Here is a 14834-nt window from a genome sequence, read left to right on the forward strand (position 1 = left end):
CCCAAGACTTCCCGGAACACTGGAGGAATCGTGCGCAAGACACTGGTATCCCTCGCCGCCGTGGCGAGCCTGGCCCTCACCCTCTCCGCCTGCGGGCAGGACGACAACCTCGGCAACGACGGCGGCGACAGCGGCGGCGACAAGAAGGGCGGCACCGTCGGCATCGCGATGCCGACCAAGTCGTCCGAGCGGTGGATCGCCGACGGCAAGAACATGGAGAAGCTGTTCGAGGAGAAGGGCTACAAGACCAACCTCCAGTACGGCGAGGACGACGTCGAGAACCAGGTCTCCCAGATAGAGAACATGATCACCAAGGGTGTGGACCTGCTGGTGATCGCCGCCATCGACGGCTCCTCGCTGTCGGACGTGCTCCGCCAGGCCGACGACGCGGGCATCCCCGTCATCTCCTACGACCGTCTGATCACCAAGACCGAGAACGTCGACTACTACGCCTCTTTCGACAACTTCAAGGTCGGCGTGCAGCAGGCGACCTACATCGTGGACAAGCTGGGGCTGTCGAAGGGCGAGAAGGGCCCGTTCAACATCGAGCTGTTCGCGGGCTCCCCCGACGACAACAACACCCAGTACTTCTTCAACGGCGCCATGAGCGTGCTCAAGCCGTACCTGGACGACAAGAAGCTCGTGGTCCGCAGCAAGCAGACGAAGATGAACCAGGTGGCCACGCTGCGCTGGGACGGCGGCACCGCGCAGTCCCGCATGGACAACCTGCTGAGCAAGTCGTACACCAGCGCCCACCTGGACGCGGTGCTCTCCCCCTACGACGGCATCTCCATCGGCATCCTCTCCGCGCTGAAGGGCGTCGGCTACGGCAGCAAGTCCAAGCCGTTCCCGGTCGTCACCGGGCAGGACGCGGAGCTGGCGTCGGTGAAGTCGATCATCGCGGGCGAGCAGACGCAGACCGTCTACAAGGACACCCGCGAGCTGGCCAAGGTCGCGGTACAGATGGGTGACGCGCTGCTGACCGGCGGCAAGCCCGAGGTCAACGACACCAAGAGCTACGACAACGGCGTCAAGGTCGTGCCCGCCTACCTGCTCCAGCCGGTCAGCGTGGACAAGTCCAACTACCAGAAGGAGCTGGTGGACAGTGGCTACATCTCCGCGGGCAAGCTGAAGTGACCGGGCAGGCGACGCCCCGGGGCGGCGGGGGCGGCCCCATCCTCCAGATGCGCGACATCGGCAAGTCCTTCCCCGGCGTCAAGGCCCTCAACGGGGTCAACCTGACGGTGGAGCGGGGTGAGGTGCACGCCATCTGCGGCGAGAACGGCGCGGGCAAGTCCACGCTGATGAAGGTGCTCAGCGGCGTGCACCCGTACGGCTCCTACGAGGGCGAGATCCTCTACGCCGGGGAGCTGTGCCAGTTCAAGGACATCCGGGCCAGCGAGCAGCAGGGCATCGTGATCATCCATCAGGAGCTGGCGCTGATCCCGTACCTGTCCATCGCCGAGAACATCTTTCTCGGCAACGAGCACGCCAAGAGCGGGGTGATCAGTTGGCACGAGACGCTGCGGCACGCCAAGCAACTGCTCGCCCGGGTGGGCCTGGCCGAGTCCCCGCAGACGCGGGTCGCGGACATCGGCGTGGGCAAGCAGCAGCTCGTGGAGATCGCCAAGGCGCTGTCCAAGCAGGTGGAACTGCTGATCCTGGACGAGCCCACGGCGGCGCTGAACGACGAGGACAGCCGCAAGCTGCTCGATCTGATCCTGGAGTTCAAGGCGCAGGGCATCTCCTGCATCATCATCTCGCACAAGCTGAACGAGATCACGCGCGTCGCGGACGCCATCACGATCCTGCGCGACGGCAGGACCGTGGAGACGCTCCGCGTCGGCGTGGACCCGATCGACGAGGACCGCATCATCCGCGGGATGGTGGGCCGCGACCTCGAGCACCGCTTCCCGGAGCGGGAGTCGAACATCGGCGAGGTCGCCTTCGCCGTCGAGGACTGGACCGCCTACCACCCCATCGATGTGCACCGCAAGGTCGTGGACGGGGTCTCGGTCAACGTCCGGCACGGCGAGATCGTGGGGATCGCCGGGCTGATGGGCGCGGGCCGCACCGAGCTCGCGATGAGCGTGTTCGGCCGCTCCTACGGGCGGCAGATCAGCGGGCGGCTGTACAAGCACGGCGAGCAGATCAGGGCGCGCACGGTGCCGGAGGCGATCTCCCACGGCATCGCGTACGTCACCGAGGACCGCAAGCACTACGGGCTCAACCTGATCGACACCATCGCCCGCAACATCTCGCTCGGCGCGCCGCACAAGGTGGCGCGGAACGGCGTGATGAACGAGCACGAGGAGAACCGGGTCGCGGAGTCGTTCCGCAGGAGCATGAACATCAAGGCGCCGACGGTGCAGGAGCGGGTCGGCCGGCTCAGCGGCGGCAATCAGCAGAAGGTCGTGCTCAGCAAGTGGATCTTCGCTGAGCCGGACGTGCTGATCCTCGACGAGCCCACCCGCGGCATCGACGTCGGCGCCAAGTACGAGATCTACACGGTCATCAACAAGCTGGCCGCCGAGGGCAAGGCGATCATCGTGATCTCCTCGGAGCTGCCGGAGCTGCTCGGCATGTGCGACCGGATCTACACCATGGCCGAGGGCCGCCTCACCGGCGAGGTCAGCCGCGAGGACGCGACACAGGAAGTACTGATGCGCCACATGACGATGCACCGGCCGGCGGAGGACGGGCCGGGCACCGGCCTGCCGCAGGGCAGCCTCGACAAGGGACGGGTGTGAACGATGGGCCCGGTGAAGACCGACGACCGCGCGGCCGGAGGGGCCGCCGTGGTGCAGACCAAGGCCGCCCCTGAGGGCGTGGGCCCGATGCTGCTGCGCATCCTGCGCGGGAACGTGCGGCAGTACGGCATGCTGTTCGCCTTGCTGGCGATCATCGTGCTGTTCCAGATCTGGACGGACGGCATCCTGCTCAAGCCGCTGAACGTCACCAACCTGGTGCAGCAGAACAGCTACATCCTGATCCTCGCCATCGGCATGATGATCGTCATCATCGCCGGGCACATCGACCTCTCGGTGGGCTCGCTCGCCGCGTTCGTCAGCGCGGCGTCCGCGGTGATGATGGTCGAGCACGACATCGCGTGGCCGGTCACACTCGTGATCGCGCTGATCATCGGCGCGGTGGCCGGGGCCTGGCAGGGCTTTTGGATCGCGTATGTGGGCATTCCATCCTTCATCGTGACCCTGGCCGGGATGCTGCTGTTCCGCGGCGGCACCCAGATCCTGCTGGAGGGCCAGTCCCTGGGGCCGTTCCCCAAGGGCTTCCAGAAGATCAGCACCGGCTATCTGCCGGAGTGGGGTCCGGAGACGAACTACCACAACCTGACCCTGCTGCTCGGTCTGGGCGTGGCGGCGCTTGCGCTGTGGCAGGAGTACCGCAACCGCCGCCGGCAGAAGGAGTTCGAGCTCGAGGTCCTGCCGCGCAACTTCTTCCTCATCAAGTGCGTAGCGATCGTGGCGGCCGTGGCGGCGTTCACCATGACGCTGGCCAGCTACCGCGGTGTGCCGGTGGTGCTGCTCATCCTGTGCGGGCTGCTGCTCGCGTTCGGGTTCGTGATGCGCAACGCGGTGGTGGGCCGGCACGTCTACGCGCTCGGCGGCAACCAGGCCGCGGCGAAGCTGTCCGGTGTGAAGGACAAGCGGGTCACCTTCCTGGTGTTCGTCAACATGGGCGTGCTCGCGGCGCTGGCCGGTGTGGTGTACGCGGCGCGGCTGAACGCCGGTGTGCCGCAGGCCGGCATCAACTTCGAGCTCGAGGCCATCGCGGCGGCGTTCATCGGCGGCGCTTCGGCGGCGGGCGGTGTCGGCACGGTGCTCGGCGCGATCATCGGCGGCCTGGTGCTGGGCGTGCTCAACAACGGCATGTCGCTGGTGGGCATCGGCACCGACTACCAGCAGGTCATCAAGGGCCTGGTGCTGCTGGCCGCGGTCGGGTTCGACGTGTACAACAAGCGCAAGGTCGGGCAGTAGCGGGAGGGGGACCTCCTTCGGAGGCCAGGGGGCTCCGGCGCCCCCTGGACCCCCGAGGGGGGCCGGCGCCCGGACGGCCGGGGCTCCCCCCGCGGGGGTGTTCCGGTCTTCTCCGCCGGACTTCGGTCCGTCACCCGGCGTTCGCCATACCGAACTTGATGCGTGATTTCGAACGGCGGGCCGGTCACGGCCGACGGTGTGTCAACCGTCGGCGGCGACCGGCCCGCCGTCGCGCCGGCTCAGCCCGCGAACGCGTGCCCCGGCAGGCCCGTGCCCGCCCCGGGCAGCACGAACACCGCGCCGGCCAGGGGCTGCTCGGCGAGGGCCCGCTCGTCCAGGCCCACCGTCGCCGAGGTGATGTACAGGTCCGTCAGACCGCTCCCGCCGAAGGCGCACGCGGTGGTGCGGGTCACCGGGAGCCGCACCACGCGGTCCAGCCTGCCGTCGGGCGTGTACCGGTGCACGGCGCCGCCCTCCCACAGTGCCACCCACACGCACCCGTCCGCGTCCACGGTGAGGCCGTCGGGCTGCCCGGGCGGGGGGATCTCGGCGAACGGCCGCCGGCCGGTGACGGCCGCGCCGCCGTCGGCCACGTCGAGGACGTCGATCCGGCCGGTGGGGGTGTCCACGTAGTACATCAGGCGCCCGTCGGGGCTCCAGCCGATGCCGTTGCTGACCGTCACGTCGTCCAGCACGGTCGCCCACTGCCCGTCGGGGCCGACCCGGCGCAGCTCGCCGCCGCCCGGGGCCTCGTCGTAGCGCATGCTGCCGGCCCACAGGCCGCCCTGGGCGTCCACGGCGGCGTCGTTGCCCCGGCGGCCCTCCACGGGGTCGTGCAGCAGCCAGCGGAAGGCCCCGTCGGGGTCGTGGAGGCCGACGCCGTCGCGCAGGTTCACCACCAGGCCGCCGCCCGCGCGGGGCTTGGCCGCGCCGACGTGGCTCCGTGTGGTGAGCAGGACGGTGTCGGCGCCGCTCGCCGGGTCCACGGCGTGCACCTGGCAGGCGAGGATGTCCACCCACAGCAGTCGGCCGGCCGCGGTGTCCCAGGTGGGGCCCTCGCCGAGCCGCGCGCCGGGCCCCACCAGGACCTCCAGGCCCTTCTCGCCGTGCTCCGCGCTCACCGCGGCCTCCGGTAGCCCAGCCGCTCCGACAGCTCGGCCGCGCCCTTGGCGACCAGTTCGGCGAGGTCCGCCTCGCGCTCCTCGCTCCAGCGGATCGTGGGCACCGAGATGCTCATCGCCGCGACCAGTTCGCCGTGCGTGTCGCGCACCGGCGCGGCGACGCAGCCCACGTCCGGGTTGGACTCGCAGCGCTCCACGGCGATGCCGCGCTCGCGGATGGAGGCCAGCTCGCGACGCAGCTCGCGCGGCGAGGTGATGCTGTTCGGCGTCATCGCGGCCAGCGGCCTGTCCTCGGGGATCCGGGCGTCGAGCGCGGCCTCGGACAGCCCGGCGAGCAGCAGCTTGCCGACGGCCGTGCAGTGGGCGGGCAGCCGCCGCCCCGCCGCGGAGACCATGCGCACCGCGTGGGTGCTGTCCACCTTGGCGATGTAGATGACGTCGGCTCCGTCCAGAATGGCCACATGCACCGTCTCGTCGCAGGTGTCGGCGACGCGGCGGGCCACGGCGTGACCCTCCGAGGCCAGGTCCAGTTGTTCGGCGTAACGGCTGCCGAGCTGGTAGGCGCGCACTCCGAGCCGGTAGCGGCCGGAGTGGTCCGGCACGGGCACCAGGTAGGAGCGGGCGGCCAGAGTGGTGACCAGTTCGTGCACGGTGGTGCGCGGCAGGCCGAGCCTGCGGGTGATCTCGGGCGCGGACAGGGACTCTTCGCCGTCCAGGAACAGCTCGAGGATGTCCAGGGCGCGCGTCACCGCCGGTACCAGGCGTCCCACCTTGCCCCCTTTGTTCGGTATTTCGACACGCAGTTGATATCACGAACCAACCTAACGGCCACGGGCCCCTACCGGCAACGGGCTCGCGCCGACTGCGAACGGTTCCTCCACACCGCCGCCCCGCGGCGCGGGGCGGCGGTGTGGAGAGGCCGCAGGGGGGTGGGGCGGTGAGGGACGCGGCAGGAGGGCCGCCGCGCGGACCGGGGCGGCGAGAGGGCCGGGAGGGCCGCTGAGCGGAGGGGGCCGGCGCGAGGCGCGGGAGGCGGACGGGCAGGCGGGTGGCGCGGGCCCGTCGAGCCCTCCGGCCCACGCCCCGACCCGGCGTCAGGCCCCCCGCCCGCCGAACGGAGGGCAGGGGCACCCACCGACGCTTCTCGCCACCGGGGGACGCGGCCGCGAAGCTCCCGCCGCCCGCCCTCTCCCCCGTCCCCCTTCACGCGCCCGGCCCGCCGCGGGCAGGGGGATCACCTCGCCGCAAGTCCGTGCAAACTCTTGCGATATGGTTGCGTTCATGACGCGACGACTTGCTGTGGTGGCGAAGAAGGTCGGGGTCAGCGAGGCCACGGTCAGCCGAGTGCTCAACGGCAAGCCCGGGGTGTCGGAAGCCACCCGGCAGGCGGTGCTCTCGGCGCTCGACGTGCTCGGCTACGAGCGGCCCACCCAACTGCGCGGCGAGCGCGCCCGTCTCGTGGGCCTGGTGCTGCCGGAGCTCCAGAACCCCATCTTCCCCGCGTTCGCCGAGGTCATCGGCGGTTCGCTGGCGCAGCTCGGGCTCACCCCGGTGCTGTGCACCCAGACCAAGGGCGGGGTCTCCGAGGCGGACTACGTCGCGCTGCTGCTCCAGCAGCAGGTCTCCGGCGTGGTGTTCGCGGGCGGGCTGTACGCGCAGGCCGACGCCCCCCACGACCACTACCGGCGGCTGGCCGAGCGCCGGATCCCGGTGGTGCTGGTCAACGCGGCCATCGAGGACCTCGGCTTCCCCGGTGTCTCCTGCGACGACGCGGTGGCCGTGGAGCAGGCGTGGCGGCACCTGGCCTCGCTCGGCCACCGCCGCATCGGCCTGGTGCTCGGCCCCGCCGACCATGTGCCGTCCCGGCGCAAGCTGGCCGCCGCCCGGGCGCTCGGCGAGCTGCCCGAGGAGCGGGTGGCGCGCGCCATCTTCTCCCTGGAGGGCGGCCAGGCCGCGGCCGCCCGGCTGCTGGACCGGGGCGTCACCGGCATCATCTGCGCCAGCGACCCGCTCGCCCTGGGCGCGGTGCGCGCCGCCCGGCGCCGGGGGCTGTCCGTCCCCGGGGAGGTGTCGGTGATGGGGTACGACGACTCGGCGTTCATGAACTGCACCGAGCCGCCGCTGACCACCGTGCGCCAGCCCATCGAGGCGATGGGCCGGGCCGCGGTCGAGCTGCTGAACGCGCAGATCCAGGGCGGTTCCGTGGCGGCCGAGGAGCTCTTGTTCGAGCCCGAGCTGGTGGTCCGCGGCTCGACCGGGCAGGCGCCCGCCGACCGCTGACGCGCCCGCCCTGTCGAGGATTTGCGCGTCTCGCACAACAGATTGCGCGACGAGGCGTCAGGCGGCGGGCATCCGCCCGCCGTCCGTGCCGCGCCGCGGCGTCCCGCCCGCGCCCGGGGTGGGGCGGGCGGGCCCGGGGCTCGGGTCCGGGCCCGCCCGCCCGGCTCAGGGGCGGTCGGTGAGGTAGCCGCCCATGGTGCGGAAGTACTCCAGGGCGTCCAGCTCCGTGCCGTCCTTGGTGCGGACCCGGTGCAGCACCAGGCCCCGGTTGCGGCCGTACCGGGCGTCGGCGCCCGCGACCACCACGACCCCGCCGTCCTCGGGGATGAAGATACGGCCCGGAGTGCCGCCGTAGGTCTTGCGGGAGACGGACGCGCGCACGATCCGCAGCGGTTCGCCGCGGTGGTGGGTGAACGCGTTCGGGTACGGGTCGGACTGGGCGCGCACCAGGCGCTCGAGGTCCTCGGCGGGCCAGTTCCAGTCGATGAGGCTGTCCCGCTCGGACCGCTTGTGGAAGAAGCTGGCGCGGGAGCGGTCCTGCGGGGTCCACACGGCCCGGCCCGACGCGATCAGGTCCAGGGAGTCGGCGACGATCGGGCCGATCAGGTCGCAGGTGCGGTGGAACAGGTCGGTGGCGGTGTCGTGCGCCCCGACGGGCACGGCCCGCTGGAGGAGGATGTCGCCCGCGTCCAGCTCGGCGTCCATGCGGTGCGCGGTGACGCCGACCTGCTTCTCCCCGTTCAGCAGCGCCCAGATGATGGGCGAGAAGCCCGCGTAGGCGGGGAGCAGCGAGTCGTGGATGTTCAGGGTGCCGTGCGGCGGCAGGTCGTAGATGTTCGGCGGCAGCCAGGTCCGCCAGTTGTTGGCCACGATCAGGTCGGGCTCCGCCGCCTTGAGGGCGTCGAGCAGTTCCTCGTCGTCCGGGCGGTTGCGCAGCAGCACCGGGACACCGTGCTCGCCCGCGAGGTCCGCGACCGAGTCGTCCCAGATCTTCTCGTAGGCGTGCTCGCTCTTGGGATGGGTGACGACGAGGACGACCTCGTGCTCGGATTCCAGCAGGGCCTTGAGGGTCCGGTGCCCCCAGGTCTGGTAGCCGAACATGACGACGCGCATGAAGTGACGCTCCTCGCTGCGGGGGCGGTTGACGATAGACGCCCAGTTAAGCAAGCCTTACCTAACTGAGCAATGCCGGGGCGGCCGTCGTCGTGTGTGACGGCCGTCCGGTACCCGTGTGTCTGCCGAGTGATAGGGACAGTGATGGCAACTCCTTGCAACGGCGACGGGGTCATGGTCCACGACCTCGTCGGCGTCGGCTTCGGACCCTCGAACCTGGCGCTGGCGGTCGCGGTCACCGAGCACAACGCGAGGCAGGGCGGCGGACGGCCCGTCAACGCGGTGTTCCTGGAGCGGCAGCGGGAGTTCGGCTGGCACCGGGGGATGCTGATCGACGACGCCACCATGCAGGTGTCGTTCCTGAAGGACCTGGTGACGCTGCGCAACCCGGTCAGCGACTTCAGCTTCCTCAACTACCTGCACGGCCAGGGCCGTCTGATCGACTTCATCAACCACAAGACGCTCTTCCCGCTGCGCGTGGAGTTCCACCAGTACCTGGAGTGGGCGGCCGGGCGGGTGGCCGACCTCGTCAGGTACGGCCACGAGGTCGTCCGGGTGGAGCCGGTGGACGGCGGGGAACTGCTCGACGTGGTGGTCCGCGCCGCCGGGTCCGCCGCCGAGGTCCGCCACCGCACCCGCAACCTGGTGCTGGGCACCGGCCTGGTGCCCCGCTTCCCCGAGGGCGTCACCCCCACCGACCGGATCTGGCACACCAGCGAGCTGCTGCCCCGGGCGGCCGCGCTCGCCGGTGCGGCGCCGACCCGGTTCGTGGTGGTCGGCGCGGGGCAGAGCGCCGCCGAGGCCGCCGCCTACCTGCACCGGGAGTTCCCCGGCGCCGAGGTGTGCGCGGTGTTCTCCCGCTACGGCTACAGCCCCGCCGACGACAGCGCGTTCGCCAACCGCATCTTCGACCCCGAGGCCGTGGACGCCTACTACCAGGCGCCCGGCGAGGTGAAGGAGATGCTGCTCGGCTACCACGCCAACACCAACTACTCGGTCGTCGACATGGACCTGATAGACGACCTGTACCGCAGGGCGTACCAGGAGAAGGTGCTCGGCACCCGGCGGCTGCGGATGTTCAACGTGGCCCGGCTCACCGAGGCGGTGGACACCGGCACGGAGGTGCGCGCCACCGTCGAGTCGCTGGCCACCGGGGAGAAGACCGTGCTGGACGCGGACGCGGTGGTGTACTCCACCGGCTACCGGCCCATGGACCCCACGCCGCTGCTCGGCGGGGCCGCGCCGCACTGCCGCCGCGACGGCGCGGGACGGCTGCTGGTGGACCGCGACTACCGGGTGCGCACCACGGACGACCTGTCCAGCGGCATCTACCTCCAGGGCGGCACCGAGCACACGCACGGCATCACCTCGTCCCTGCTGTCGAACACGGCGGTGCGGGCCGGGGACATCCTGGGCTCGCTGCTCGCCCGCGGCGGGGACGCCGGGGCGCGCCCGTACGCGGTGGCGGAGCGGGTCGGCGCGTAGCGGTCGGCGCGGCGGTCGCGCCGCGGGCGCGGAGCGCGGGCACCCGAAGGTGCTCCGCCCCGCGCCCGCGGCGGCCCGTGTGCGGCCCTCCGCGGCCCCGAACGGGCCGCGCCGGGCCCCCCGTTGCCCTCAGCCCACCACGGCGCCGTCGTGCGCCCGCTCAGGGGCCGTCCGCCCCCGGGCGGCGTCGCCGTGATGACGGCCCATCGGCACGACCAGGGGGGTGCCGCTGACCGGGTCGGGGGCGATCCGGCAGGACAGGCCGAAGACGTCGGCGACCAGGTCGGCGGTGACGATCTCCGCCGGGGCGCCCTGGGCGACGACCGCGCCGGACTTCATGGCGATCATGTGGTCGGCGTAGCGGCACGCCTGGTTGAGGTCGTGCAGGACCATCACCACGGTGCGGCCCTCGTGGCGGTTGAGGTCCACCACCAGGTCGAGCACGTCGATCTGGTGGGCGAGGTCGAGGAACGTGGTGGGCTCGTCCAGCAGCAGCACGGGGGTGCCCTGGGCGACGGCCATGGCGATCCAGGCCCGCTGGCGCTGGCCGCCGGACAGCTCGTCCACGGGCCGCTGCGCGTGCTCCAGCATCGATGTGGCCCGCAGCGCGCCCAGCACCGCCTCCTCGTCGTCGCCCGACCACTGCCGCCACACGCTCTGGTGCGGCGCGCGGCCCCGGCTGACCAGGTCGATGACGGTCAGTCCGTCCGGCGCGACCGGGGCCTGCGGCAGGATGCCCAGACGCCGGGCGAGCTGCCGGGTGGGTATGGAGCGCAGGGCGCGGCCGTCCAGGTGGACGGCGCCGGAGCGCGGGGTGAGCAGGCGGGCCAGGGCGCGCAGCAGTGTGGACTTGCCGCAGGCGTTGGCGCCGACGATGACGGTGATGCGGCCCGGCGGGATGGCGACGGTGAGGTCCTCGGCGACGACACGGCCGTCGTAGGCCAGGGTCAGGGCGTCGGCGCGCAGGTCGGGGCCCGCGGGCCGCTTCGCCGCCCCGGTGCCGGAGGTGACGGCGGGCGAGGTGTCGGTGGTCACGTCTTCAGCCTCCTGAGCCGACGCGGTTGGCACGGACGAGCAGCCACAGCAGGAACGGGGCGCCGAGGACTCCGGTGACCACGCCGACGGGCAGCTCGGTGTCGGGCAGCAGCTCCCGGGCGATCAGGTCGCCGGCCAGGACCACCAGGGAACCGGTCAGCGCCGAGGCCACCAGCGGCGGGGCCGCGGTGCGGGCCAGGCGCAGGGCGATCTGGGGCGAGGCGAGCGCCACGAACGTCACGGGGCCCGCGGCGGCCGTGGCGAAGGCGACCAGGCCGACGCCGGCGAGGAGCATCGCCAGGCGGGCCACCTGCACCGGGGTGCCCAGCCCCCGGGCCACCTCGTCGCCCAGCTCCAGGGTGCGGGCCCAGTGGGTGAGCAGCAGCGCCAGCGGCAGCAGCACCAGCACGGCCACGGCCAGCGGGCGCACATGCGTCCAGGTGCGGGCGTTGAGGTTGCCGACCAGCCAGCCCAGCGCGTTGTGGGCCTCGTAGATCTCCGCCTTGGTCAGCAGGTACTCGGTGGCGGCGGTGCACATCCAGGCGACCGCGATGCCGACCAGCACGATGCGGTAGCCGGTGGTGCCGCTCTTCCAGGCCAGCAGGTAGATGACCAGCGCGGCGAGCAGCGCCCCGGCCAGGCCCAGGGTCTGGGTGCCCAGACCGGAGCCGACGCCGAGGACCATCCCGGCGACGACGGCGGCGCCCGCGCCCTGGCTGATGCCGATCATGTCGGGGCTGGCCAGGGGGTTGCGGGTGAGGGTCTGGAACAGGGCGCCGGACAGGCCGAACGCGGCGCCGGCGAGCAGCCCCACCAGGGCCCGCGGCAGCCGCAGCTCCCGCACCACCAGCAGGGTGGTGGGGTCGCCCGAGTTCCACAGCGCCGGGAGCACGTCCGTGACGGGCACGGGGATGTCGCCGACGGACATGCCGAGGCAGAACACCGCGAGCACGGCCGCGGCCAGGGCCGCGTCGACCAGCAGCAGCCGGGGCCGCAGCACCGCGGAGACGGCGGGCCTGGTCAGGCGGACGGCGGTGCGGCCGGCCGCGCGGGACAGGAACGGGGTGGCCATCGGTCACAGCTCCGCGAGTCGGCGGCGGCGGACGAGCACGACGAAGAACGGCGCGCCGAGGAAGGCGACCACGATGCCGACGCCGATCTCGCCGGGCCGGGCGACGATCCGCCCGATGATGTCGGCGGCCAGCAGCAGGCAGGGGGCCAGCACCGTGGACAGCGGCAGCAGCCACCGGTGGTCGGGCCCGGCGCCCAGCAGCCCGGTCAGGCCGCGCACCATGTGCGGCACCACCAGGCCGAGGAAGACCAGCGGGCCGGTCACGGCGACGGCGCCGCCGGTGAGCAGCATCACCACGGCGGCCCCCTGGAGCCGGACCAGCCCGGTCCTGCGGCCCAGGGCGGTGGCCACCTCGTCGCCGAGGGCGAGGCTGTTGAGGGACGGCGCGAGCAGCAGCGCGCCCAGCGCGCCGACGGCCAGGAACGGGGCGACCCTCGCCACCATCGCGGTCTCCTGCCCGGCCAGCGAGCCCGCGGCCCAGAACCGGTAGCGGTTCAGCGCCTCGGCGTCGGTGAGCACCACCGCGCTGGTCAGGGAGTTGAGCATGGCGGTGACGGCGATCCCGGCGAGCGCCAGTTTCACCGGTGTCTGCCCGCCCCGGCCGACCCCGCCGAGCAGGTAGACCACGACGCCCGCGGCCAGCGCCCCGGCGAAGCCGAACCAGATGTAGCCGTACAGCGAGGCGATGCCGAACACGCCCACGGCCAGCACGATGAAGAACGACGCGCCCGCGGTGACCCCGAGCACGCCCGGGTCGGCCAGCGGATTGCGCGTCAGGGCCTGCATCAGCGCGCCGGACAGGCCCAGTGCCGCTCCCGCGCTGATCCCGAGCAGGGTCCTGGGCACCCGCACCGACCAGACGATGGCCTCGATGTCGGGGTCCTGAGGGTCCACCAGGGCCTGCCACACCTGGGAGAGCGGCACCTCGCGGGCGCCGACGGCCAGGGAGAGCAGGCTGAGCAGGAGCAGCAGGGCGAGCGAGCCGAGCAGCAGCAGCCACAGACCGGTCGCGCGCCCGTGCCGGTGCGGCGCCGGGGCGCTCGCGCGCTCCGCGCCGCTCCGTTGCCCGCTGACTTGTTTCACGTCGTCACCACCGCCGCCGCCCAGGTTAGGTCGACCTTATCCGAGGGGGCCGCGGCGGCGGGAAGCGCGGGGCGGGCCCTGTCCCCCGAAGCCGACCACCTCTTTCTATTTAGGTAACCCTTACCTTAGTATGCGCCGTGACCGGAAGCGCAACCCGAACGATGAGGAAGCGATGCACCCAATCCCACTGCTCACCAGGCGCGTCCGGAGGACGGCGCGGAGACTGCCGGCCATCGCCGTCGCGGCGGCGCTGACCTTCGCTCTGGCCGCCTGCGGGAGCGACGACGACGGCGCGGACAGCGAGCCCGCCGCCGAGAAGCAGACCAGCGCGGGGGCCTTCCCGGTCACCATCAAGCACGTCCACGGCTCCACGACCGTCAAGAAGCAGCCCCAGCGCGTCGTCACGGTGGGCCTCAGCGACCAGGACGCGGCGCTGGCCCTCGGTGTCAAGCCGGTCGGCGTCGTGGACTGGCTCAAGGAGCGGCCGTACGGCAAGTGGCCGTGGACGAAGGAGCTGTGGGGCGACACCAAGCCGACCATCGTCGGCGAGCGCGAGGACTTCAAGTACGAGAAGATCATCGCGCTCAAGCCCGATCTGATCCTCGCTCTGTACACGGGCATCGACGAGGAGAAGTACAAGACCCTGAGCGCCATCGCGCCCACGGTCGCCTGGAACGGCGACCACCCGCCGTACGGCGCGCCGTGGCAGGACATGACGCTGACGGCGGGCAAGGCGCTCGGCAAGGAGGCCGAGGCGAAGAAGCTGGTCGAGGGCATCGACCAGCGGTTCGCCAAGGCCCGCGAGGAGCACCCCGAGTTCGCCGGGCAGACCGCCGTGGTGGCCGACACCTACAAGCCGGGCGAGTACTCGGCGTTCGCGCCGCACGACCCGAAGTCGGTGTTCGTCAAGGAGCTCGGCTTCAAGCTCTCGCCCGAGGTGGAGAAGCTCGCCGGCAAGGAGAACGCGGCGACGGTGGGCTCGGAGCGGCTCGACCTGCTGGACGTGGACCGGCTGATCTGGCTGAACTGGGACGCCTCCTCGCAGAAGCGCATCGAGGCGGACAAGGTCTACAAGCAGTTGAAGGTCGTCAAGGACGGCCGGGACCTGTTCCTGCCGTACTTCGAACCGCCGGTCGGGGCGGCCATCACGTACAACACGGTGCTGAGCATTCCGTGGGCCATCGACCAGATGGTGCCGATGCTGGCGAAGAAGTAGACCCTGCGGGCGGCCGGTCCTGGCCGGCCGGCCAGGACCGGCCGGTGTGACGGCCGGGTCCGCAGGTGTGGCCCGGTCGGGCGTGGGCGGCTGGGCCCGGACGGGCGGTGAGAGCCTGTCGGGTCCGGCGCGGCGCCCGGCCGGGGGCTCGGGTCGGTCCGGCGTGGCGGCCGGTCGGGCGGGCGGCGTTCCCCGAGGACGTCCGCCCGGCGGGCACCGGGAGGAGTGGGTCGTGGACGGACGGGTGCGGACGGACGGCCGGGAGGCGGTTCGGAGCGGCGCCGGAACACCACCGGCCCCGACGGCCGGTGGGCCTCTTCCGGTCGCGTTTCGGTCGGCCCGGAATCGCCGGCCCCGTGGCGGCGGACGCCCTCGCCTCCGGCGAGGGTCACCGGCTCCGCCGGGCCGCAGGCCGGGGAGGCTCCCGGCCC

At 72.2% G+C, this 14834-nt stretch carries 12 protein-coding genes; 6 read left to right on the top strand and 6 right to left on the bottom strand.

The genetic code is table 11. From position 1 onward, the window contains the following. The first annotated feature begins 30 nt into the window (after positions 1-30). The 3 genes from chvE to mmsB are packed head-to-tail and all read left to right on the top strand — an operon-like array spanning position 31 to position 3998. Positions 31-1137, top strand: a complete 1107-nt coding sequence (gene chvE, locus ACYVO2_RS23730; protein WP_461009974.1) for a multiple monosaccharide ABC transporter substrate-binding protein — start codon at positions 31-33, stop codon at positions 1135-1137. Positions 1138-1184: 47 nt separating this feature from the next. Next, positions 1185-2750, top strand: a complete 1566-nt coding sequence (gene mmsA, locus ACYVO2_RS23735) for a multiple monosaccharide ABC transporter ATP-binding protein (RefSeq protein WP_461009975.1) — start codon at positions 1185-1187, stop codon at positions 2748-2750. A 3-nt stretch (positions 2751-2753) separates the two neighbouring features. After that, a complete protein-coding gene (gene mmsB, locus ACYVO2_RS23740; protein ID WP_461009976.1) occupies positions 2754-3998 on the top strand; it encodes a multiple monosaccharide ABC transporter permease in 1245 nt (414 codons plus the stop codon). Positions 3999-4237: 239 nt separating this feature from the next. On the opposite strand, the gene ACYVO2_RS23745 is transcribed toward mmsB, so the two are convergent. Both ACYVO2_RS23745 and ACYVO2_RS23750 read right to left on the bottom strand, forming a co-directional pair. Then, positions 4238-5119 carry an SMP-30/gluconolactonase/LRE family protein gene (locus ACYVO2_RS23745; protein ID WP_461009977.1) on the bottom strand — a complete coding sequence of 294 codons (882 nt, stop codon included), beginning with the start codon at positions 5117-5119 and terminating at the stop codon, positions 4238-4240. Next, positions 5116-5889: an IclR family transcriptional regulator gene (locus tag ACYVO2_RS23750; RefSeq protein WP_461009978.1), complete on the bottom strand. Its 774-nt coding sequence runs from the start codon at positions 5887-5889 to the stop codon at positions 5116-5118. The genes ACYVO2_RS23745 and ACYVO2_RS23750 overlap by 4 nt, the downstream gene beginning before the upstream one ends. Before the next feature lie 511 nt (positions 5890-6400). Here ACYVO2_RS23750 and ACYVO2_RS23755 point away from each other — a divergent pair. Beyond that, on the top strand, positions 6401-7399 hold the full coding sequence (locus ACYVO2_RS23755; RefSeq protein ID WP_461009979.1) for a LacI family DNA-binding transcriptional regulator: 999 nt from the start codon (positions 6401-6403) through the stop codon (positions 7397-7399). A gap of 165 nt (positions 7400-7564) precedes the next feature. Here ACYVO2_RS23755 and ACYVO2_RS23760 read toward each other — a convergent pair whose 3' ends face one another. Then, entirely contained in the window at positions 7565-8512 is a 948-nt protein-coding gene (locus ACYVO2_RS23760) for a methionyl-tRNA formyltransferase (protein WP_461009980.1), read from the bottom strand. A 144-nt stretch (positions 8513-8656) separates the two neighbouring features. Here ACYVO2_RS23760 and ACYVO2_RS23765 point away from each other — a divergent pair, with 144 nt between their 5' ends. Further along, complete coding sequence (locus ACYVO2_RS23765) at positions 8657-9997, top strand: lysine N(6)-hydroxylase/L-ornithine N(5)-oxygenase family protein (RefSeq protein WP_461009981.1); 1341 nt, start codon at positions 8657-8659, stop codon at positions 9995-9997. A gap of 129 nt (positions 9998-10126) precedes the next feature. On the opposite strand, the gene ACYVO2_RS23770 is transcribed toward ACYVO2_RS23765, so the two are convergent. Genes ACYVO2_RS23770 through ACYVO2_RS23780 form a run of 3 tightly spaced genes read right to left on the bottom strand, consistent with a single transcriptional unit; the run spans position 10127 to position 13106 of the window. Beyond that, positions 10127-11032: an ABC transporter ATP-binding protein gene (locus ACYVO2_RS23770; RefSeq protein ID WP_461009982.1), complete on the bottom strand. Its 906-nt coding sequence runs from the start codon at positions 11030-11032 to the stop codon at positions 10127-10129. Between the two features lie 4 nt (positions 11033-11036). Continuing rightward, complete coding sequence (locus ACYVO2_RS23775) at positions 11037-12104, bottom strand: FecCD family ABC transporter permease (protein WP_461009983.1); 1068 nt, start codon at positions 12102-12104, stop codon at positions 11037-11039. A 3-nt stretch (positions 12105-12107) separates the two neighbouring features. Continuing rightward, the gene (locus tag ACYVO2_RS23780) at positions 12108-13106 is read right to left on the bottom strand and encodes a FecCD family ABC transporter permease (RefSeq protein ID WP_461010015.1); all 999 of its coding nucleotides are present in this window, start codon (positions 13104-13106) and stop codon (positions 12108-12110) included. A 253-nt stretch (positions 13107-13359) separates the two neighbouring features. Between ACYVO2_RS23780 and ACYVO2_RS23785 the strand changes: the two genes are divergently transcribed. Continuing rightward, positions 13360-14403 carry an iron-siderophore ABC transporter substrate-binding protein gene (locus tag ACYVO2_RS23785; RefSeq protein ID WP_461009984.1) on the top strand — a complete coding sequence of 348 codons (1044 nt, stop codon included), beginning with the start codon at positions 13360-13362 and terminating at the stop codon, positions 14401-14403. Positions 14404-14834: the final 431 nt, after the last annotated feature.

Source organism: Streptomyces capparidis (genome assembly GCF_054782095.1).